This window comes from Treponema sp. (genome assembly GCF_024696245.1).
In the GTDB taxonomy this organism is placed as follows: domain Bacteria; phylum Spirochaetota; class Spirochaetia; order Treponematales; family Treponemataceae; genus Treponema_D.
In genome coordinates this window covers 32,272-54,704 of record NZ_JAILGZ010000057.1, presented here as the reverse complement: position 1 = coordinate 54,704, position 22,433 = coordinate 32,272, and the positions used below count along the sequence as shown (strand labels likewise).

Annotated in this window: 17 protein-coding genes; 8 read left to right on the top strand and 9 right to left on the bottom strand. The window is 40.6% G+C overall.

The features are described from left to right. Window positions 1–158 precede the first annotated feature (158 nt). On the top strand, window positions 159–2,255 hold the full coding sequence (gene fusA / locus K6D58_RS04150) for an elongation factor G (RefSeq protein WP_296827931.1): 2,097 nt from the start codon (window positions 159–161) through the stop codon (window positions 2,253–2,255). A 180-nt stretch (window positions 2,256–2,435) separates the two neighbouring features. Then, entirely contained in the window at window positions 2,436–3,110 is a 675-nt protein-coding gene (locus K6D58_RS04145) for an ATPase domain-containing protein (protein WP_296827929.1), read from the top strand. Window positions 3,111–3,206: 96 nt separating this feature from the next. Here K6D58_RS04145 and K6D58_RS04140 read toward each other — a convergent pair whose 3' ends face one another. From K6D58_RS04140 to K6D58_RS04115, 6 genes are all read right to left on the bottom strand, one after another. After that, entirely contained in the window at window positions 3,207–5,738 is a 2,532-nt protein-coding gene (locus tag K6D58_RS04140; RefSeq protein WP_296827927.1) for a heavy metal translocating P-type ATPase, read from the bottom strand. Window positions 5,739–5,753: 15 nt separating this feature from the next. Further along, window positions 5,754–6,101 carry a heavy-metal-associated domain-containing protein gene (locus K6D58_RS04135; RefSeq protein ID WP_296827924.1) on the bottom strand — a complete coding sequence of 116 codons (348 nt, stop codon included), beginning with the start codon at window positions 6,099–6,101 and terminating at the stop codon, window positions 5,754–5,756. Window positions 6,102–6,290: 189 nt separating this feature from the next. Then, the gene (locus K6D58_RS04130) at window positions 6,291–8,453 is read right to left on the bottom strand and encodes a beta-galactosidase (protein ID WP_296827922.1); all 2,163 of its coding nucleotides are present in this window, start codon (window positions 8,451–8,453) and stop codon (window positions 6,291–6,293) included. A gap of 74 nt (window positions 8,454–8,527) precedes the next feature. Further along, window positions 8,528–9,772 carry a sugar ABC transporter permease gene (locus tag K6D58_RS04125; RefSeq protein ID WP_296827919.1) on the bottom strand — a complete coding sequence of 415 codons (1,245 nt, stop codon included), beginning with the start codon at window positions 9,770–9,772 and terminating at the stop codon, window positions 8,528–8,530. Continuing rightward, complete coding sequence (locus K6D58_RS04120; RefSeq protein WP_296827918.1) at window positions 9,772–11,088, bottom strand: carbohydrate ABC transporter permease; 1,317 nt, start codon at window positions 11,086–11,088, stop codon at window positions 9,772–9,774. Before K6D58_RS04120 ends, K6D58_RS04125 begins: the two co-directional genes overlap by 1 nt. Window positions 11,089–11,112: 24 nt before the next feature. Next, entirely contained in the window at window positions 11,113–12,315 is a 1,203-nt protein-coding gene (locus K6D58_RS04115) for a sugar ABC transporter substrate-binding protein (protein WP_296827917.1), read from the bottom strand. 193 nt (window positions 12,316–12,508) lie between these two features. On the opposite strand from K6D58_RS04115, the gene K6D58_RS04110 reads away from it, so the two are divergent. Then, on the top strand, window positions 12,509–12,733 hold the full coding sequence (locus K6D58_RS04110) for a hypothetical protein (RefSeq protein ID WP_296827915.1): 225 nt from the start codon (window positions 12,509–12,511) through the stop codon (window positions 12,731–12,733). 124 nt (window positions 12,734–12,857) lie between these two features. Here K6D58_RS04110 and araD read toward each other — a convergent pair whose 3' ends face one another. Next, a complete protein-coding gene (araD, locus tag K6D58_RS04105) occupies window positions 12,858–13,577 on the bottom strand; it encodes an L-ribulose-5-phosphate 4-epimerase AraD (protein WP_296827913.1) in 720 nt (239 codons plus the stop codon). A 41-nt stretch (window positions 13,578–13,618) separates the two neighbouring features. Continuing rightward, window positions 13,619–15,214 (bottom strand): xylulokinase, encoded by a 1,596-nt coding sequence (locus K6D58_RS04100; RefSeq protein ID WP_296827912.1) that lies wholly within the window; start codon window positions 15,212–15,214, stop codon window positions 13,619–13,621. A gap of 159 nt (window positions 15,215–15,373) precedes the next feature. Between K6D58_RS04100 and K6D58_RS04095 the strand changes: the two genes are divergently transcribed. From K6D58_RS04095 to K6D58_RS04085, 3 genes are all read left to right on the top strand, one after another. Further along, window positions 15,374–16,222: a patatin-like phospholipase family protein gene (locus K6D58_RS04095; protein WP_296827910.1), complete on the top strand. Its 849-nt coding sequence runs from the start codon at window positions 15,374–15,376 to the stop codon at window positions 16,220–16,222. After that, a complete protein-coding gene (locus K6D58_RS04090; RefSeq protein WP_296827908.1) occupies window positions 16,219–18,009 on the top strand; it encodes a CotH kinase family protein in 1,791 nt (596 codons plus the stop codon). Before K6D58_RS04095 ends, K6D58_RS04090 begins: the two co-directional genes overlap by 4 nt. 127 nt (window positions 18,010–18,136) lie before the next feature. Continuing rightward, window positions 18,137–18,583 carry a PTS sugar transporter subunit IIA gene (locus K6D58_RS04085; protein ID WP_296827906.1) on the top strand — a complete coding sequence of 149 codons (447 nt, stop codon included), beginning with the start codon at window positions 18,137–18,139 and terminating at the stop codon, window positions 18,581–18,583. A 147-nt stretch (window positions 18,584–18,730) separates the two neighbouring features. Here the strand turns inward: K6D58_RS04085 and K6D58_RS04080 are convergent, their stop codons facing one another. Beyond that, entirely contained in the window at window positions 18,731–19,687 is a 957-nt protein-coding gene (locus tag K6D58_RS04080) for an ABC transporter substrate-binding protein (RefSeq protein ID WP_296827904.1), read from the bottom strand. Window positions 19,688–19,861: 174 nt separating this feature from the next. On the opposite strand from K6D58_RS04080, the gene K6D58_RS04075 reads away from it, so the two are divergent. Both K6D58_RS04075 and K6D58_RS04070 read left to right on the top strand, forming a co-directional pair. Then, window positions 19,862–21,157 (top strand): aminotransferase class I/II-fold pyridoxal phosphate-dependent enzyme, encoded by a 1,296-nt coding sequence (locus K6D58_RS04075; protein WP_296827902.1) that lies wholly within the window; start codon window positions 19,862–19,864, stop codon window positions 21,155–21,157. Continuing rightward, window positions 21,126–22,397, top strand: coding sequence for an extracellular solute-binding protein (locus tag K6D58_RS04070; protein ID WP_296827900.1), 1,272 nt, complete (start codon window positions 21,126–21,128; stop codon window positions 22,395–22,397). Before K6D58_RS04075 ends, K6D58_RS04070 begins: the two co-directional genes overlap by 32 nt. Window positions 22,398–22,433 lie beyond the last annotated feature (36 nt).

The window sequence follows — 22,433 nt, the reverse complement described above, 5'->3', positions numbered from 1 at the left end:
ATATAATGGAAGAAAATTAAATGCAAGAAAAGGTGCAAACTATTGAATTTTACGGATTTTTAGAATATATTTATGCGATAATTGTATTCCGTGGAAGATTCTGTCATTTTCCGCAGAATCTAACTAATGGAAACTTTTTTTTTTGAGAGGTAAACAATATGGCTTTTGATATTACTAAAGTACGTAATATCGGTATCAGTGCCCACATTGACTCTGGTAAGACAACAACTTCAGAACGTATTTTGTTCTACTGTAACAAGATTCACCAGATTCACGAAGTACGTGGCAAGGACGGTGTCGGTGCTGTAATGGATAACATGGATCTGGAACGTGAACGTGGTATCACTATTCAGTCTGCTGCAACACAGGTTCAGTGGAAAGACATCACAATCAATCTTATCGACACTCCAGGTCACGTAGACTTCACAGTAGAAGTTGAACGCTCACTCCGCGTTCTTGACGGTGCTATCATGATTCTTTGTGCCGTTGCAGGTGTTCAGTCTCAGTCAATCACTGTTGACCGCCAGCTTAAGCGTTATCATGTACCACGCGTTGCATTTGTCAACAAATGTGACCGTCAGGGTGCTAACCCAATCCGTGTTTGCGGACAGCTCCGTGAAAAACTCGGTCTTAACTCACACATGATGGAACTTCCTATTGGTCTTGAAGATAAGCTCGAAGGTGTAGTTGACCTTGTTGCAATGAAGGCAATTTACTTTGACGGACCAAACGGTGAAGATCTCCGCTATGCAGAAATCCCAGCTCATCTTGCTGATGATGCTAAAAAATACCGTGAAGAACTCCTTGATGCAGCATCAAACTTTGATGACGAACTCATGGAAATGATTCTTGAAAACGGATATGACAATATTCCTGAAGACAAGCTCATCGCTGCTATCCGTAAGGGAACTCTTGCTGAACAGTTTGTAGGTGTATTCCTTGGTTCAGCTCACGTAAACAAGGGTATCCAGCCACTTCTCGATGCAGTACAGCGCTATCTTCCAGATCCAACAGAAGTACACAACTACGGTCTTGACCGCGATAACAACGAAGCAGAAGTTGAACTTTTCAACGTTGAAAACAAGCCTTGTGTTGCCCTCGCATTCAAACTCGATGACGGTCAGTTCGGTCAGCTTACTTATGTTCGTATCTACCAGGGAAAGATTTGCAAAGGTGATGAACTCTTTAACGTTCGTGCACAGAAAAAGTTCAAGGTTGGTCGTATTGTCCGCATGAACTCTGCTAACATGGAAGATATTAACGAAGGTATGCCAGGTGACATCATTGCCCTCTTCGGTATTGACTGTGCTTCTGGTGATACATTCTGTGGTGGTGGTCTTAACATCGCCATGACTTCTATGTTCGTACCAAACCCTGTTATTTCTCAGGCTATTACTCCTAAGAACAAGCAGGATGCTGCTAACATGGCTAAGGCTCTTAACCGCTTTACAAAAGAAGACCCAACATTCCAGACTTACGTTGATCCTGAATCAAATCAGACAATCATCAAGGGTATGGGTGAACTTCACCTTGAAGTATACGTTGAACGTATGAAGCGTGAATACAAATGTGAAGTAGAAGTTTCACAGCCAGAAGTAGCTTACCGCGAATCAATTTCTGCACGTGCAGACTTCAACTATACACACAAAAAGCAGACTGGTGGTTCTGGTCAGTACGGTCGTGTTGCCGGATTTATGGAACCAATTTCAGACAAAGATTACGAATTCGTTGACTCAATTAAGGGTGGTGCTATTCCTAACGAATACATTCCTTCTTGTGACAAGGGATTCAGGAGAGCTATGGAAAAGGGTTCACTTATTGGTGCTCCTGTAGTTGGTGTTCGCTGTACAATCAATGATGGTCAGTATCACCCAGTAGACTCTTCTGATATCGCATTCCAGACTGCAGCTATCGGTGCTTTCCGTGAAGGTTATGCAAAAGCTAAGCCAGCTATTCTTGAACCAATCATGAAGGTACAGATTGCAGGTCCTACAGAATTCCAGGGTAACATGTTCGGTCTTATCAACCAGCGCCGTGGTGTTATCATTGATACAACTGATGAAAACGGAACTTCTACAGTTAACGCTGAAGTACCACTTTCAGAAATGTTCGGATTCTCTACTATCCTTCGTTCTTCAACACAGGGTAAAGCAGAATTCACAATGGAATTCGAAAAATATGCAAAAGTTCCAAATGCTGTTTCTGAAACACTTATCAAACAGTACCAGGAAAAGAAAAAGGCTGAACAGAAATAATCAATACTGATTAATTCTTAAAGCTTTATAAAGCATAAGAGGCGTCTGATTAATTTCAGGCGCCTTTTTTTGTCTTCGTAAAATTTGTCTTTTGAATAAATACGTGTTAAAATAAAATCATAGTTAAAAACTTTCCAGTTTAAAACTAAATTCAAATCACAAAATTAAGGAGACAGGATCATGGCAAAGCAGGAATTATTTGAAAAGAGCCCTGTAAGGGCATTTGATGCAGTAGCAAACGGCGGTCTTAAATCTGGTGAACTTGGTCTTATTACAGCAAAAAAAGGTTTAGGTAAGACAGCTGTTCTCGTACAGTTTGGTATGGACACCCTTCTTAACGGAAAGCAGCTCGTACATGTTTCCTTTGACCAGCATTCATCTAACGTAATTGTCTGGTACGATGGAATCCTTAACGAAATTTCCAAGAAAAAGACAATCTCTGCAGAAGCTAAGGATCTGATTGTCCGCAACAGAACAATCCTTAACTTTAATCAGGATAACTTTAACCTGGAAAAGGTTGTAAACACACTTAACGCCCTTAAGGCCGGTGGTATTGCAGTTTCTGGCGTTGTAATTGACGGTGTTGATTTTGCTAAGGCAAAAGAAGCAGACATTCAGGCAGTTGCAAGCTATGCAAAGGCTACAAAAACAAAGGTATGGATTTCTTCTACAGTAGCAGGAGATAAACTTGAAGAACAGGCACCAAAAGCCATTCTTCCATATTTTGCAGGAGTAGTTCACCTTTCTTCAAAGGCATCTACAACTGTAATGACTATCCTTAAGATGGGTAAGGCAACAGACTTTGAATCAACACTTAAACTTGATCCAAAGACCCTTCTTATTACAGCAAAATAAAAATCAGAAACTTTCTGAAATCTTATTAAGCTAAAAAAAAGGCTGCCTGCATTATTCCTATAAAGCAGACAGCCCTTTTCTTTTTAAAGCCCGTGTCTATTCAATATATTTGTATCCGGCTTTTTCTACAGCCTTTGCAATTTTCTTTGAATCAACATCCTTACTCATTGTAAGAAGAACTTCATTTTTAGTATGGTCAGCCTTAGCTGAATCAATTCCCTTAATAGCTTCAAGGGCTTCCTTTACATGAGCTTCACAATGTTCACACATCATGCCTTCTACTTTAATTACTTTTTCTGTAACATCTGCCATAGCAAACTCCTTACTGTTTATTGTATCTGTATTTTTTGCTTTTCCGGCAAAATTATTCTTCATCCTGAAGAAATTAAGACGGAGAGCGTTGGAAACTACACAGAAACTGCTCATACTCATAGCTGCAGCTCCAAACATAGGATTCAATTCCCAGCCTAAAGCACTGGCAAATACACCTGCAGCAAGAGGTATTCCTATTATATTATAAATAAAGGCCCAGAAAAGGTTTTCCTTTATATTAAGGAGGGTCCTTCTGCTTAACCTTATGGCACTTACTACATCGGAAAGGGAAGACTTCATAAGAACAAGGTCTGCGGCATCAATGGCAACATCTGTTCCGGCTCCTATGGCAATTCCCACATCAGCCCTGGTTAAGGCAGGGGCGTCGTTAATTCCGTCTCCTACCATACAAACCTTTCCTTCTTCCATAAGACTGCGGATGTATTTTTCTTTTTCATCAGGAAGAACTCCGGCTATAACCTGGTCTACACCGGCACTTTCTGCTACAGCCCTGGCCGTAACTTCATTGTCTCCCGTAAGCATGACTGTTTTTATTCCAAGAGCCCTTAACTGACTTATGGCAAGGGCACTGTCTTCCTTAATTGTATCAGCAACAGCCACTATTCCAAGAATCCTGTCCTTTTCGGCAAAGATAAGGGGAGTCTTACCCTGACTGGCAAAAGCTTCCATATCCTTACTTATATCCCGTCTATCACTGCAGCAGGAAGCAATAAAGGCCTGATTTCCGCCGTAAACTTCCTTATTGTCTTTAATAAATCTGGCTTTTAGACCTTTTCCGGCAATAGCTTCAAAATCACTGACTTCTTCTCCACTAAGCCCAAGACTGCTTCCTTTTTCTACAATTGCCCTGGCAAGAGGATGCTCGCTTTTTGCTTCAAGAGAAAGGGCTGCAGTAAGGAGAGTCTTTTCGTCAACATTTCCGTAGCAGAGAATATTGGTAACTTCAGGCTGACCTTTTGTAATGGTTCCGGTTTTATCAAGGGCTGCAATCTTTACCCTGCCTGTTTCTTCAAGAGAAAGGCTTGTCTTAAAAAGAATACCGTTACGGGCTGCCTTTCCGTTTCCAACCATGATGGCTACAGGGGTTGCAAGTCCTAATGCACACGGGCAGCTTATTACAAGAACGGCAATTCCCCGGCTTAAGGCAAAGGTAAAATCTGCCCCCTTAAAGAGCCATATTGAAAAGGTAATGACAGCAATGCTTATAACTGCAGGAACAAAAACAGCGCTTACTTTATCTGCAATACGGGCAACAGGTGCTTTTGTTGCAGCAGCATCGCTTACAAGCTGAATAATTTTACTTAAAGTAGTATCGCTGCCTACATGATCAGCCCGGCACTTAAGGTAACCGGACACATTCATGGTACCGGCACTTACACCAAGACCTTCTGCCTTATCTACAGGAATACTTTCTCCGGTAAGGGCAGATTCATTTACAGAAGAAGAACCTTCAATAACAGTTCCGTCTACAGGAATTTTATCTCCTGGTTTTACAACAAAAATATCACCCTGCTTAACTTCTTCAAGGGCAACTTCGACTTCCTTTCCATCCCTTATTATAAGGGCTGTATCCGGCGCAAGGGAAACCAGGGCCTTAAGGGCATCTGTAGTACGTCCCTTGGAAATTGACTCAAGGAGCTTACCTACAGTAATCAACGTTACAATCATGGCTGAACTTTCAAAGTAAAAGTTTTCCATGTAATGAATTACCTGAGCCTGATTACCATCAACTACAGCCTTAGTCATAAGAAAGAGGGCTGCAACACTGTAAATGTAAGAAATACCTGAACCTAAAGCCACAAGGGTATCCATGTTTGGAGACCCATGAAGCAGGGATTTAAAGCCGTTTATAAAGAACTTTCTGTTAATGACAAGAATAATCTGGCACAAAAAAAGCTGAACCAGCCCCATAGCCATATGATTTCCTTCAAACCAGGCTGGTATAGGAAAATTCCACATCATATGCCCCATGCTGAAATACATAAGGACAAGAAGGAATACCAGGGATGACAAAAGCCTTCTGAGCAAAAGAGGAGTATCTGACTTGTTAAGAAGCTTTTCTTCTTCACTTTTAGAAGAAGCCTGACTGGAAGCAGCAGACAAAGAACTTGCCCCGTAACCTGCCTTTAAAACCGCATCTATGATTTTACTGTCAGCAGCCTTACCTTCTACCCCCATGCTGTTGGTTAAAAGACTTACACTTACTGAATTAACACCCGGAACCTTGCTGACTGCCTTTTCTACTCTGGCAACACAGGCTGCACAAGTCATTCCTGTCACTGCAAATTTCTGCATTAACTTACCTCCGGATTATTCAACTGTAAAACCACATTTTTCTACAGCGGCCTTTATTACTTCATCAGAAACTTCCCTGTCAAAAGAAAGCTCTGCCCTTTCTTTTTTAAGGTTTACTTTTGCTAATACACCATCTATCTGATTAAGGGCATTCTGAGCCTTAACACGACAGTTGTCACACTTCATTCCCTTTATGGTAATAGTTTTTTTAGAAACCACAGGTCCTTCAAGTTTTTTTTCAAGAACAACTGAACCTCCACCACCTCCGCAGCAGCCCCCTTCTCCCTTAAAGTGAGAAAGACCGCTTTTAAATGCCAGCAGGACGATTACAGCCAGAACAGCACAAATAACAATAGTACCCATATAATTACCTCCGGAATATCTACATAACAATATACCCGTCATAAAAAAAAGTGACAATAAAAATGCACTTATTGAGAAAATTAAATTGAATGCAAGTTATTTATAAAAGGACAAAAAAAATCCCGGATTCAGAAATTAACAGAGAAATTGTCAGGATTTTTTCTGTCTTTTTCTGTCCGGGAATAAAAACTAAAGCTCTATGCTTGTTTTCTGCTCCAGTCCGCATTTTACTGAACGAACGATGCAGATACTGTCACTGTTAAAGTCAGGCCACTTTTCTATAAAGTTTAAGCTTTTCTGGCTTTTCTTAAGAGGATCAATCTCCAGCTCAAATTTGTGGCTTTCTTTTCCAAAGCGCTTAAGGTATATACGCCATGGAAAGTCATCACCAATATAAATGGAATCATCCACAAGCTTTGAATCCTGATAAAGTCTGCCGCAGTTACCTGTATAATCTACTTCAATGTAAGCATCTTCTGAATCAAAGGCATCTGTTACCACAGACAGCTTAAGCTTTCCATCTTCCTGACGGGTTTCACATTTTACACCAAAACCACTGCCGGCTGCCGGGCTGCCACGATATAAAGCAAAGCCATTTTCAGACTTAACATAGTCAAGACCGGCAGGCACTTCCTTAAGCTCAGGGTAAATCTTTACATCAAAATCCCCCTCTGATTCAAAGTGAACCAGGGTCTTTCCATTACAGTTTTCCTGATAAAGGGCAGCATCTGTTATAAAAATATACTCCTGACCGGAAGAAGCCTTTACTTTATGAGCTTTAAGGGCATCATTACGGCTCAGGGTAAGGATTTTTACTGATTCATCTTCAAGAACATCAAAGGAATACAAGTCACCATCAGCTTCCTTTATTCCCTTAACGGAAGATTCTTTTACAGGACCTTTTCCTGCAGGACTGGCTGCACTGTAGAATACATAGTCCTTTTTATTCAAAGAACACAAAGGTGTAACAAGGGCAGAGGCAAGATTATTCTTTCCTACAGAAAAATTAAATGGCAAAAAGAACATATCTCCGTCATAAACATCCAGGGCTTTAAACTCTGCAGCCCCTTCCTTATTTTTAAGGACAATGTTTTTATGATCAGCCATAGCATATCTGCGCTGAAAATTGTTTACAAAAACAAAACCCTTCTTTTTATTACAGGTCCTGCAATCTGAATATCTCCATGAAGACCTTAAATCCGTAAGGTTATCAGCATCTACAGGATTTTCTTCAGGAATATAGGTATCAGTTGCTGCTAAAGCTTCTCCAAAGTCATGTACAAAAAGGGAATAGAGCTTTATCTCGTCATAGCTGTCATTTTTCTTACCGTATTCACCAAGAGGAGCGCGGAAGTCATAATTCTTTACAGGAAGGTCATTAATTGAGCCTGTAGAAGTGTTTTCTTCAAGGGTAGTAAGTTTACCTTCCGGATTACAGCCGCCGTGATACATATAGTAACCTAAAAGATTACAGCCGCTTCCCATTTTTGCAAGGCTCATTCCACCAATATCCTTACCTCTGGCAACAGGACGTCTCTTGTAAGTAACCTGAAGTCCTCCTCCCAGTTCTGCAGTAAGATAAGGGAATTTTTTCATGTCAAAGGTAATTCCTTCTCCAAGACCATAATCACTTCCAATTCCGTGGTCATTACGTTCATAGGTAAAGACGTAGTTAACGCTTGGTTCAATTTCTGTAACACGGGGATCCCATGGAGCTTCACAGTAACCACCCATTACAGGAAGAAGACCTCCTGTTAAAGCACCACCCCAGCCTGTTGCAGTATAAAGAGGAAGGTCAAAACCAATGTCCTTTGCCATCTGAGTAAGACGCTTCATATGAAGTTCTCCGTCTTCTCCCCAGAGTCCGCCGCAGTGACCAAATTCATTTTCAATCTGAACACCAATAACAGGACCACCATCTTTTAGCAAAAGCCCCTTTACCTGTTCAAAAATATTTTTATAAAGCTTTTCTACTTCTGCAAAATAAGAAGGACTGTTTGTTCTTGCATCAGGACACTTCTTTAAAAGCCAGTCAGGGAATCCCCCGTTACGAACTTCTGCATGAACCCATGGCCCGATTCTTAAAACCATAGTAAGGCCGCATTCCTTTATAAGTTCAACAAACTTTCTTAAATTACGGCAGCCGGTCCAGTCCCATTGATTTTCTATTTCTTCATGGTGAATCCATATTACGTAAGAACTTATAATATCTACTCCACCCTCCTTCATTTTTAGAAGGGCTTCCTTCCAGTATGCTTCAGGATAGCGTGAATAGTGAATCTCTCCCATTACAGGGAACCAGCGTTTGTTGTCCCTGAAAAGGCTTTTGTTGTCAAATGAATAAGATGTCATAAAAATTCCTTTTTTTTTACAAAGCTGCCCCCCTAAGAAAACACATCCCTGGGAGGACAGCCCTATATTTTTAATTATTCCTTTACAGCCCCGGAACCCATGGAAACCATCATGCTCTTCTGTGTCAGGAGGAAGAATATAATGAATGGAATGGAAATTATCAGGGAGCCGGCAGCAAATGTAGTAAATTCCTGTTTTTTATCAGATACAAAGCTAAAGAGTCCTATAGCCAGAGTCTGTTTTTCCGGACTGCGGAGAACCATTTTAGGGAAGATAAAGTCCATCCATGGTCCTGTAAAGCTGGAAATAGCCAGGAAAGTAATAATAGGTTTTGTTACCGGAAGAATAATCGTACTGTAAATTCTAAAGTGGCTTGCACCGTCAATACGGGCAGCTTCATCAAGGTTACGGCTTACAGTATCCATGTAGCTCTTTACCATCCAGGTGTTGTAAGGAATGTTTCCTGCTACATAAACAAGCACCAGTCCCCAGAGAGTATCCAGCCCCCCAATACGGTTAAGGATTACATAAATTGCAATCATACCTACAAAGGAAGGGAAAATCTGAAGGACAAGAAGGCTCATCATAAGGGTCTTCTTAAATACAAAATGGAAGCGGGAGAATACATAAGCGCTTATGGAAGAAATAATTACTGTAAGCAAGGCTGTCCACAAAGAAATTACAAGGGTATTTTTAAACCAGAGCCAGTACTGAGTCTGAGTAAAAAGATACTTAAAGTGCTTTAATGTAAAGGCACCCTTTGTAGTAAAATGAGTTTTTGGAGCAGGACCAGTTTTTTTAATGTCAAAAGAAACCGAAACCTTAGAAGGAGCAGCATCTGCATTGGCAGCAAGTCCAAGACCATCAGAAATATAAGCCTTAATGAATTCTCCATCAGTAGTAGAACCCTTGTATACAATAGAAGAAGTCTCTGGATCACTTTCTGCAGCAAGGCGGATTTCGTTTTTCCATTCCTGGCCTGCAACAGCTGTATACCATTCACCGGCAGCAGCCCCTTCTACAGTAATATTAACTCCAAGGATTTCCTGGCCCTTAAGTTCAGAAACCAGTACCAGAGGAAGAATGTTTCCTGTACCGCGATAATTTTCTACAACTTTATCCAGACTGGCAGCTGAATCATCTTCACTTTTTTCTGTATATTCCCTGGTAAAAGGAACAATACTCATATCAGAAATACCTGAACCAGGTGCAAATGCTCCGGCTACTACATAAACCAGAGGATAAAATACTGCTATTGAAATCAAAACAAATACAACATAAATAATCGTCTTATTAACGATAGAACCTGCACGTGTCATTACAGCTCTCCTTCTTTATAAGCTTTGGTATTCTTAAACTGATAGATTGCAAACGGAGCAAGTACAACAAAGATAAGAACAGCTATTACCGAAGCAAAGTCATAACGCATAAGATTCATAGTGAGTTTATAAATCCATGTAACAAGAATATCCGTACCACCTGCACGGGTAGTTGTTGTATCAGCAACAGTAGGATCACCACCTGTAAGGAAGTAAATGATTCCGAAGTTATTGATGTTATGGGTAAAGCTCATAATGATAAGAGGCATTGTCTGGAAAAGTACCAGAGGAAGGGTTACATGCCTCATTACCTGATTACTGTTTGCACCGTCCATACGGGCAGCTTCATACAAATCTTTAGGAATGGCAGTCATTGTACCCATAGAAAGCATCATAAAGTAACCAAAACCGGCCCAGAGGTTTACAACGATACACATAATCTGAGCAATGGTTGCATCTCCCAGCCATGGAATTACAGTTCCGTGCTTTACAATTCCCAGAGCCCACAGGGTTCTGTTTATAGTTCCAAAAGTTCCGTTAAGCATGTTCTTCCATACAAGCATGGTTATTACAGAAGGAACAGCATAAGGAAGGATAAAAATGAATCTGAATACAGAAGAGAACCTGATTCCGCTTTCCTGAAGGGAAATGGCAACAATAAGGCCTCCAAAATAGCAGGTAAATGTAGAAAGAACGGCCCAGATGATTGTCCATATTGCAACACGGGCAAATCCTGCAGACCATCCTGTTCCCCCAAAAATAAGGCTGATAAAGTTGTCTGCCCCAACCCAGTCAATTGTCTTTGCAGGTGTAAGGTGATAAGGAGAACTATAGTTTGTAAAGGCAACTGCAATACTGAATACTAAAGGTACAACAACAAAAACTAAAAGCATTACTACACAGGGAGCAAGTCCTGCTATAGGAAAGGCATTATTCAGGCTTTCTGAAATCTTCTGGGAAGCATACCTGCCTGTCCTGCAGTAAACGCCGTAAGATTTTTCTGCACTTCTTACTGAAATTACATAAAGGGCAGCAAAAATACCAATAAGGGCAAGAACAAGAATGCCGTCTATAAGCATGTAAGTTGAATTATCACGATAGCGGGCTGCAAGTTCCGGATGAGGAGAACCTAATGTAATAAGATCCCTGATTTTTCCTGCAATAAATGGAATGCAGGCAATAAAGCCCACTTCTATTAAAGCAAAAATTACACCCTTTAAATATTCCTTTAAATGAATAAGATGTGAAAGTCCCATAAAGCACAGGGCTGTTTTCCTGATTTTCTTTCCTGAACTTCCGTCTAAAGCCAAAGTCATCTTTTCCTCCATAAAATTCTTAAATCAGTTACTCATAATGATATGGTCACAGGCATTAAGTTCTGTCTGAACATCTGCCCCCTCCCATATATTCTTGGAAGCACTATCCATAGAAGCCCAGAAAGAAGACATTCTGTCTATGGAAGGCATCGGGAAAGAATAGTCCAGCTGCTTAAGGAAGCCGGCAATATAAGGACTTTCTACAGTAACATCAATTGCAGGAAGGGCTCCGGTAATTTCAAACCTGAGTTTCTGCATTTCCGGACTGATAAGGAATTTTGCAAAATCTGCAGCAATCTTTTCGTGATTGGAGAAAGCACTTACATACATGGCACGGGTACCACTAAAAGAAGGAGAAGGAGTATCTTCACCAGGTAAGGCAGGAAGAGCAGCTACACCAAAATTAATACCGGCTTCTTCAAAAGACTTTACGTTCCAGAGACCGGTAATATACATGGCAACTTTTCCGGAACGGAAGGAATCGTCACAGGTAGCAGTACTTAAGTCAGCAGAAGGCACATCCAGCATAGCTTTTCTCATCCCCTGAAAGAAGGACATTCCCAGGACAGCATCAGTATTATTAAGGTTAGTATGTTCTGAATCAGTTCCGTCCTTACCAAAAAGCCTGTTACCGTTTTTAGATGCAAAGGTGATGGTATAATAACCCTGACCTACATCCATCATAAAACCGTATTTACCAGGATTTTTTGCATTAAAGTCACGGCACCAGTTTACAAGTCCGCTCCATTTAAGAGGAATTTCTTCTTCTGAAATATAATCCTTATTATAGAAAAGAGCATAGGTTTCTGCACTGACAGGATAACCGTACATAGTACCCTTATATGAAACAGCCTTTGAACAACTGTCAAGAACAGCTGCCTTAACTTCATCAGGGTTTTCTACTGCAAATACAAGGCCCATATTATAAAGTTCACCAAGTTTGTCGTGAGGAGCTGCAAAAATATCAGGCCCTACTCCAGCAGGAGCATCCAGGGCAACCTGGCTTACTGCATCTCCAAGTTCTACGTTTACAAACTTAATCTTTACATCCGGATGCAAACGGGAATAAGCTTCTCCGGCTTGCTTTATAAAGACATCAGGACCACCTAAAGACTCCCAGACAGTTATTGTTGTCTTACCATCATCTTTTTCCTTAAACTCAGGCATGGAAAGCCATACAAGAGCAGCAAGAAAAACTACTGATACAAATATGAACCTTTTACTCATACCAACCTCCTATACACCTTATTTTAAATCAACACGTTTATTTTACACGTGTTGATTTAAATTTGTCAAATTTATTTTTTCTTCTACAGCTAAATTCTCCATTATGAAAAAATTTCTTTGTTTTATAATGACTTATGCCTTACAATTATATAAAATTAGCAATTAAAAAATGCTGACCTTACTGGAGGCCCCTATGGCAGATGCAGGAATTTCCCTTTCTCAAAGTGATCTGGACAAGCTCTTTATGGCTCATGCCGAAGAAAAAAAGACTTCTGGGCTTGTTACTGATTTTTGCAGCAAGATAAGAAACAATATAAAGAAAAACACAGCCCGTGCAGGAAAAACATCCCTTGCTGACATAACAAACTGCCGCGTTACTCAGGAAGAAGTAGACTCCCTCTTTAAAAAAAGCATGTAATTTATTTCCTATATAAAGGATTCCCAAAAAAAATACCCCGGTGCACTCAGCCTTTCTGCTTACAGGTATAACTGTATCAGAAAAGCCCCAGCCTCCGGGGTATATTCATTCAGCCTTAAAAGACTTACTTAGACTGTCCGTAATATGCATTAGGACCGTGCTTTCTTAAGTAATGCTTCTGAATGATATAATCAGGCAATGGATCTGCCTTAGGATTAATTGCAAGGGTGTTCATAGCCATGTGGCTTACTTCTTCAAGAACAGCTGCATTGTAAACGGATTTAGCAGCATTTGCACCCCAGCAGAAAGGTCCGTGTCCGCCAACAAGAACCATGTTTACTTCATCAGGATTAAGCTTAAGGGAACGGAAATGGCTTACAATAAGGTTTCCTGTTTCTTTTTCATAGTCATTTTCTACAGCTTCCCTGGAAAGATAAGGTGTACATGGAACTTCTGTCTGAATATGATCAGCATGAGTAGTTCCAAAAAGAGGTACCGGCTTAAGAGCCTGAGCCCATGAAACGGCAAAAGTTGAATGAGTATGAATGATTCCCCTGATTTTAGCCTTGTCTGCAACTGCAAATTCCTTGTAAAGAACTGCATGTGTAGGAGTATCAGAAGAAGGCCTTAAAGAACCTTCCACAACCTTTCCTTCAAGGTCTACTACAACCATACTGTCAGCTGTAAGTTCAGGATATGGAACTCCGCTTGGTTTAATGGCAAATACGCCCAGATCCGGGTCAAATGCACTTACATTTCCCCAGGTATACAAAGCAAGGTGCTGGGCTGGAATCTGCATGTTTGCTTCAAAAGCTTCATCTTTTAAAGACTGATATTTTGACATAATTATCTCCCTGATAAATAAAATTCATAAAATAAGCAGAACTAAAGGTTTTCTACGGCAGCTCTTTCTGCAGCAAGGCCCTTCTTGTAGTTTTCAAGGAATACATTAAATCCTTCTACATCTGCAGCATCAGGTTTAACTGTTTCTACCTTAGCAGAAGCAAATACCTTTGATTCAAGATAGCTGCTTAAAGATTCACCCTTACCGTTAATTGTGTATGCAGCAAGAACAGCCATTCCCCATGGACCACCTTCTCCGGCAGTAGACATGGCACTTACAGGTGTGTGCATTGCAGCAGCCATAAATGGAAGTCCTACACCTTCTGTCTTAAAGTAACCGCCATGGCATGTAAGACGTTCAAGAGGAACTTTTTCATCAAAAAGTACATCCATTCCTACCCTTAAGGCAGCGAGAGCTGTAAAGAGCTGGCTTCTCATAAAGTTTGCAAGGTTAAGGCTGGCATTCTGAGTACGTACAAAAAGAGGACGTCCTTCATTAAAGCCGGTAATGCTTTCTCCGGAAATATAATTGTAAGGAACACATCCGCCGCAGTCCTTGTCTCCCTTAAGTGCAGCCATAAGCATGGCATCATAAAGGGCACCCTTGTCAAATTTTGCACCTAAAAGGGCAGCAGCTTCTCCAAACATTTTAATCCACTTGTCATATTCACCGGTACAGTTGTTTCCGTGAACCATGGCAACAGGTTTTCCGTCAGGAGTTGTTACAACATCAATAAGGCCAAGATAAGTTTTTGCAAGAGGCTTTTCCAGAACAACCATGCTGAAGATTGAAGTTCCGGCACTTACGTTACCAGTGCGGGCAGCAACTGAATTAGTAGCAGCCATACCGGTACCTGCATCACCTTCAGGAGGAGCAAGCAGGCAGCCAGCTTCAAGAGTACCGTCACGGTCAAGCCATGCAGCACCTTCTGCAGTAAGGGTTCCGGCTTCTTTTCCTGCAGGAAGAACTTCAGGAAGAATGTTTTCAAGCTTCCATCCAAAATTCTTATCTGCAACAAGATTGTCAAACTGAGCAATCATGTTTTTATTAAAAGAACCTGTCTTATCATCAATAGGGAACATGCCCGAAGCATCACCTGTACCAAGAACCTTTTTTCCTGTAAGGATCCAGTGAACATAACCTGCAAGAGTTGTAAAGAAAGAAACATCCTTAACATGAGCTTCATTGTTAAGAATTGCCTGATAAAGATGGGCAATACTCCAGCGCTCAGGAATAGGATAGTTAAAGAGCTCTGTAAGGGCCTTTGAAGCTTCTCCAGTAATTGTGTTACGCCATGTTCTGAATGGAACAAGAAGCTTGTCATTTGAATCAAAGGCAAGATATCCGTGCATCATGGCACTGATACCAAGGGCAGCAAGTTTTGTAAGCTTAACGCCGTACTTTTCTGCCACGTCTTTTTTCATTTCAGCAAAAGCTGTTGTAATTCCATTATGAATTTCATCGAGTGAATAGGTCCAGATGCCGTCTACAAGTGAATTTTCCCAGTCAAAAGCACCGCCTGCAACAGGTTCATGTTCGCTGTTAATAAGAACAGCCTTAATTCTTGTTGAACCAAATTCAATTCCTAAAACTGCTTTTCCACCGGAAATCTCTTCGATGATTTTTTCTTTAGTCATAAATCCCCCGTAAGTGTTATGAAAACCTTTTCTTAGATTCTAATCCCTAAAAAAATTTCATTCAATATTTATTTTCTATTTTATACAGTTTTTTACATAGGACTTTCTTGTTTACAAAATGTTATTCTTCTTCTATTTTTAAGGAAGAGGAAGAATATTATGAAAACAGGTCTCGTTCTTGAAGGCGGAGCCATGAGAGGACTTTTTACAAGCGGTGTTCTGGATGTATTTCTTGAAGAAGGAATTACTTTTGACATGACGACAGGAGTATCTGCAGGGGCAGCCTTTGGATGTAACTTTAAGTCCAGACAGATAGGAAGGGCTTTACGCTACAACATTAATTTTGCTCATGACAAGCGCTATTCAAGCATTACATCCCTTATAAAAACAGGAAATCTTTTTAATGCTGAATTCTGCTACCACACCCTGCCGGAAAAACTGGACCCCTTTGATTTTGAAAGCTTCAGGAATAATCCCATGGAATTCTTTGCAGTTACTACGGATATTATTAAGGGCACACCCCGCTACCACAAGCTTTCTACCTGTAATTATGATGAACTTGAACTTATGAGGGCCTCTGCATCCATGCCTTTAGTTTCTACCCCGGTTAAGGCAGAGGGAACCCTGCTTCTTGACGGTGGAATATCTGATTCCATTCCCCTTAAGTTTTCAGAAGGTGCCGGCTGTACAAAAAATGTAGTTGTATTAACCCAGGCTGAATCTTACCGCAAAAAGCCTTCAAAACTTTCTTCAGTAATGAAGATTGCCTTAAGAAAATACCCGGAACTTGTTAAAACCATTATTAACAGGCCCCTTATGTACAATGCCCAGACTGAATACGTATTTAAAGCCAGGGACCAGGGTAAAGCCTTTGTTATCTGCCCTGAACAATCCCTGGGAATAAGCAGAACCTGTAAAGACGAAAAGGAACTGAGACGGGTCTACGAAGAAGGCCGCAAAAGAGCCCAGTCCCTCCTTCCAGCCCTTAGGGAATACTTAAGCCAATGAAAAAGTACCGCAAATCTTTATTTCCACTGGTAACAGTTTTTATAACAGCCTCCCTCTTTTCCTGTAAAAGTCAGGCTGATTCAAAAGTCCAAAGCTCTTCTGCCTTAAGTTTTTCCCATGATCCGGGCATTTATACTTTAAAGTTTTCGCTGACAGTTACCCCGGAAGATTCAAATAACACTATCTTCTATACAAAAGACGGCAGTGAAGCTTCTGCTGCATCCCCACAATTTTCAGGAACAAAATATTCAGTTACAAGCCTTAAAAACCAGACCTCCGGCTATGTACTTACCCCTGCAGTTAAAGCCTGGCAGGGGTATTCAGGCTATTCCTACATAGACAGGGGGCATACCCTTTCCTTTATTGAAGTAAATCAGGAAGGCCAGACTGTAGCTAAAAAAAGAGGCAGCTTTATTATAAACAGCAGGCCAAAAATTCCTGTAATCTGCCTTACCGCTCCTCCAGAAAGCTGGATAGGAGAAGACGGAGATGGCGGCCTTTACAACACCGACCCTGCCACAGGAAGTGATGAAAAATACCGGGCCTGGCTTGAATACTTTGACTATTCAAAAAATGAATTCTTTTCTTTAAGCAGCCAGATGAAAAGAGGCGGCAACTGGACCCGCTACTACCCTGTAAGAACAATCAACCTTAACTTTAAAAAAGACCAGGATGGTAATAAAAACAAGGCTCCTAAAGTGAATATCTTTAATTCCAGAAAGGGCTGCGGAACAAAACTCCCTGTAGAAGGCCAGATAAAAAGACTCAGGCTTCATGTAGGGGGCAATGACCTTTACGGGGCAATGTTTACAGATGCCTTTATACAGCAGCTTGCCTACAATGCAGGCCTTAATGTAGGAACAGCAGCATACAGGCCCTGCATCCTCTATCTTAACGGGGAATACTGGGGCTTTTACATGATAAGGGAACACTACAACGCCGATTATTTTGAATACAACTACGGCATTAATGACGACAACATCCTTTACGTAGACAGACCCTGGAATGGAGATACGGCAGAAACTTCTTACGCCAGATACCATTTTTCTGTAAAGGATGGTGACCAGAACCTTAACCTTGCAGCCCTTGAAGAACTTTACCTGGCATTAGGCTATGACTGGGCAAGTCAGACTCTTTATGATCAGGATTCAGAAAATTACAAAGACTTTACTCAGGATTCCGTTTACGAAGACTTCTGTAAACTTGTAGACATAGATTCCCTGATAGACCTGATTCTTGTTGAAGGTTATGCCGGAAACTGGGACTTTATGTTTAACAACCTCAGGATGTGGCGTAGTGCAGAAATAGAAGAAGGCAATACTTACGGAGACTGCAGGTGGCGCTTTGTACTCCATGATCTGGACGTAGGCTTTTCTTCTGCAACAGCCGATGCAAAACTGGCAGACAGCAACTGGACTTCCGGTAAAAAAAGCTATTTTGATTATTACCTGGGGAATGAACGCCTTAACCACAGCCTTAACGGACAGACAAAATGGTACCTGCCCCTTTGCGAACACATTATTCTTTCTCAGCCTGCAAAAAATCAGAAATTTAAAAAAAGGCTTCTTGAAAGAGCACAATATATAGAAGAAGCTTTTTCTTATGACAATGCTTCAGTCCTTCTTGAAAGCTTTAAAAAAGAAGCAGAACCTTATATGGAAAACCGGGCAGAACGCTGGGGTTATAATAAATCCCTCTGGGAATCCGGAGTTTCACAAAAAGACAGTGTCCTGCAAAAAAGAGGAGACTATTTTATTAAACAGGTTAAGGCAGCCTTTGGAATATAGGTAAAGATTACATTTATTGATAAAGATTGCTTTTTATTGCATTAAAGTGTAATTTTTTACGAAAAATCTAAGAATGGGAGCCTTTATTTTTCTTGACAAATATTTATGGCGAACATAGAATAAAACCATGGACTTAAGAACAGTATTAACACCAGAAACAGTAGAACTCCACCTCAAGGGAACTACAAAAGAAGAGATTATCGACGAATTGCTCGACATCCTCGTAAAAGCAGGAAAGGTCACAGATAAAGCTTCTGCTAAAGAAGTTGTACTCGACAGAGAGCGCAAAATGTCTACAGGTATGAAACACGGTATCGCTATTCCTCACGGAAAAACAGATGCAGTTTCTGATCTTGTTGCATGCATCGGTATTTCTGACAATCCTGTTGATTTCGACAGCCTTGACCAGGAACCATGCCGCATCTTCATCATGACCTTGTCACCAGTAAACAAGACCGGTCCTCACCTTCAGTTCCTTGCTGAAGTAAGCCTTCTCTTCAAATCAGCTGACAAGCGTGCTCAGATTCTGAACACACAGGACAAAGCTGAAATCATTAAGATTTTGACAGAGTAGTTTCTGGAAACGATCTAGCAGGCCTGCCTTATGTGGCGGGCTTTTTTATTTTTAAATTCTTTTTCTCCATAAAAAAAACCGGCTGCCATGAACATTCATTATTCAGGTAACCGGTTTCTTTATATAAAAGACAGTATTTCTTAAGCCTTAGTATGTACGGCTTTCAAGAACTTCATCTACGTTATTAATGTCAAAAAGACTTTCCTTTACGTTCATAATCTTTTCCGGATCAAAGCCTTTTTCTTTTCTGTCAATAATATCCTTTACAAGTGGACCATGGAGAGGATTACATTCAACTGCACAGTTAATGGTACCTTCCTTTACAAGATTAAGGGCACGTCTTCCGGCATCAAAGGAAATTACAATAACATCTTTTCCTGGTTCCCTACCTGCTTCACGAATAGCATCTACAGCACCAATTGCCATGTCATCATTTTCTGCATATACAACGTCAATCAGTTCAATACCAATGGAATCAATAATTCTCTTCATTACATTGTAGCCTTCTGATTCACTAAAGTTAGCAGTATCACGGCCTACAAGCTTCCAGTCTGAATGGGCACGGAGACCTTCATCAAGACCCTGTGTACGTCCCTTCTGGGCAGAAGAACCCATTGTTCCCTGAATGTTTACAATGTTCAGGTATTTCTTAGTTCTTTCCTGACCTGAAATATAATTTTCAAGCCAGTTAATTGCATTACGACCTTCTCCTACAAAGTAGCTTCCTACCCAGCAGTCATAGAAGTTTGAATCTGCACTGATCTGTCTGTCTACCAGGATTACAGGAACATCTGCTTCCTTTGCTTCACGGAGAACTTCTTCCCATCCATCTTCTACTACAGGAGCTATTACAAGATAATCAATTCCGTCATCAAGAAGCTTACGTATTGCTTCTATCTGAAGTTCGCGGCTTCCGTTACAGTCATACATATCAAGAACGTATCCGCTGTTTTCGTCAAAAGTTTCTTTGAAAGAATCTGTGTTTGCAATACGCCATGCTGATTCGTGTCCGGCCTGAACAAAACCTACGATAAGATCCTGTTTCTGACAGCCTGTAAACATTAAAACAAATGCAGCTGCAAGCAATGCCATTATTCTTTTCATCACTTTTCCCCCTAAAATAAAATACTACTATTTTCATATTAACAGTTTAATCTTTATAAGTCGAGTTTTTATATTCATTTGTTTATAAAAAAATACTGGATTTATTGTATAAATATGCAATTTTACCCTAATTTAATTGATAAAAATTACATAAGTTACTATAATTCCCCCATTATGATTAATCCATTAGCACAAGAATTAAATGACCTTCTTGCAGGCACAACACCTGGAGAACTGCTTTCTGATTTAGGACAGCGCCTTTACTTTCCTAAAGGAATTATAGCCCAGAGCGGCGAGGCCAAAAAACTTGGTAAAGTTGCCAACGGAACTATCGGCATGACCGTAATTAACGGTAAGCCTGCAATTCTTCCTTCTGTTCGCAAATACTCACCTGAACTTCAGAGCGGCGAACTTGTTGCTTATGCACCAACTGCAGGAAATCCTGATCTTCGTGCTCTCTGGAAAGAGGAAATGATCAGAAAAAATCCTGGTCTTGATGGAAAATCATTCTCACTTCCTGTACTTGTACCAGGTCTTACAGCAGGTATCTCTTACCTTGCAGACCTCTTCCTTGATGAAGGAAAGGGACTTATTGCAGCAGATCCATCCTGGGACAACTACGTTCTTATTGCCAGTGCAAGAAGAAACGCACCTTTTACACAGTTCCCTATCTTTAAGGACGGAAAATTCAACGTTGACGGTCTTGAAGAATGCCTTAAAAAAGAAGCTGCAGGCGGTTCAGTAAGGGTAATCCTTAACTTCCCTCAGAATCCTTCAGGTTATTCCCCTGTAAAGGAAGAAGCTGCCCGTATTATCGCTATTGTTAAGGAACTGGCAGAAAAGGGTACAAAAGTTATGGTATGGTGCGACGACGCATACTTTGGACTTAACTACGAAAACGACATATATCCACAGTCCCTTTTTGCAGAACTTTGTGACCTTCACGAAAACGTTCTTGCTGCAAAAATAGACGGACCTACAAAAGAAGACTTTGCATGGGGATTCCGCTGCGGCTTTATTACTTTTGGCTGCAAAGGTCTTTCTGATGCTCACTATGATGCTCTTGTTAAAAAACTTATGGCTGCAATCCGTTCTTCTGTTTCCTGCGCTTCTACTCCACCACAGTCTATGGTTCTTAAGGCATACAAAGAAGGAAACATTCAGGCAGAAAAAATTGAATTCCGCAAGGTTCTTGAAAACAGATACAAGCTTGTAAAGAAATTCCTGGCTTCTCATAAAAGTGACTTTATTAAACCTCTTCCATTTAACTCAGGTTACTTTATGGCATTCCACCTTGATACAATAGATGCAGAAGTTTTAAGACAGAAGCTTCTTAAAGACAAGGGAATCGGAACAATATCCATTGACGCACATACCCTTCGCGTGGCATTCTCAAGTCTGGATGAAGAAAAGATTGATATTGTTTACCAGGCAATTTATGACACTGCAGAAGAACTTGCAAAAGCTTAAGTTTTTCTTCCTTCTGGCTGCACTTTTTTCTTTTATAAGCTGCAGCCAGAATAAAAGAAATTATCTCGTTGTATGGACTGACACAGCTGACCTTGCCTCTTTTGCTGAAGATTTTAATGCCAGTCATAATAATTCAAAAGTTGTAATCGTTTACAAGGAAAAAGCTGCAGCAGCCCTTCCCCCTGCAGCTGACGAACTCCAGCCGGATATTGTTATTGCCAGCTGGCTTATGAATTCTTCTATAAGAAAGCACTTCGCTTCCCTGGACTTTATGTTTAAGTCCGGCCTTCTAAATAAAGATGATTTTTATCCTCAGATTCTGGAGTACGGCACTATTGACGACAAGCAGTACCTTATTCCTTTTAGCTTTAACCTTCCTATGGTTATCTATTCATCTGCAAATGAATATCTTCTTCAGGATGAACACCTCCTTACCCTTGAGCACATGGAAAAGATTTCTTCTGAATTCAACAAAAAGAATGACAGCGGAACTTACACAGCCATGGGTTATGCTCCAGGATGGGACAGCACCTTCCTTTACGAAGCAACAAAGCTTAACGGAGCCGCCTACGCAGAAAGAGGCAGAAGCTTTATCTGGAATGAAAAGGCTGTAAACAAAACCATAGACCAAATGAAAAACTGGACTACAACTTTTAACACTGATACTACAACCGAAAAAAACTTTCAGTTCAGATATCTTTTTATGCCTAAGCACCGCCAGATCAGTACAGGAAGAAGTCTTTTTGCCTCAATCAAGAGCAATGAATTCTTTAAGCTTGATGAAAGCCAGAGTGAAGGCATTAACTTCAGGTGGCTTGCTGCAGAAGGCAAGATTCCTATTGAAGATGACATTGTCTCCATTGGACTTTACAAAGCTACCCGCCACACTAACGAAGCAGAAGTATTTATCAGCTGGCTTCTTAACGAAAAAACACAAAAGCACCTTATAGAAAGAAAGCTTTCCATGAAGCTTGATACAACAACCTTTGGTCTTGCAAATGGTTTTTCTTCAATAAAGGCTACTAACGAAAATTACTACCCTGTTTATTACCGCCAGCTTCTTGGAAGTCTCCCTGGAGAAAAAAATCTGGTAGTGCCGGATATTCTTCCTTACAGATGGAACAGTATAAAAGAAAAAATTATTCTCCCTTATCTGGAAGAATGTGTAACTACAGATTCTAAAAAACAGCCTGATTCCCTTAAAACAAGAATAGAAAACTGGAACAAACAGTTCTATTGATAAAAAACTTCTTAATAAGAATACAAATAATACCGA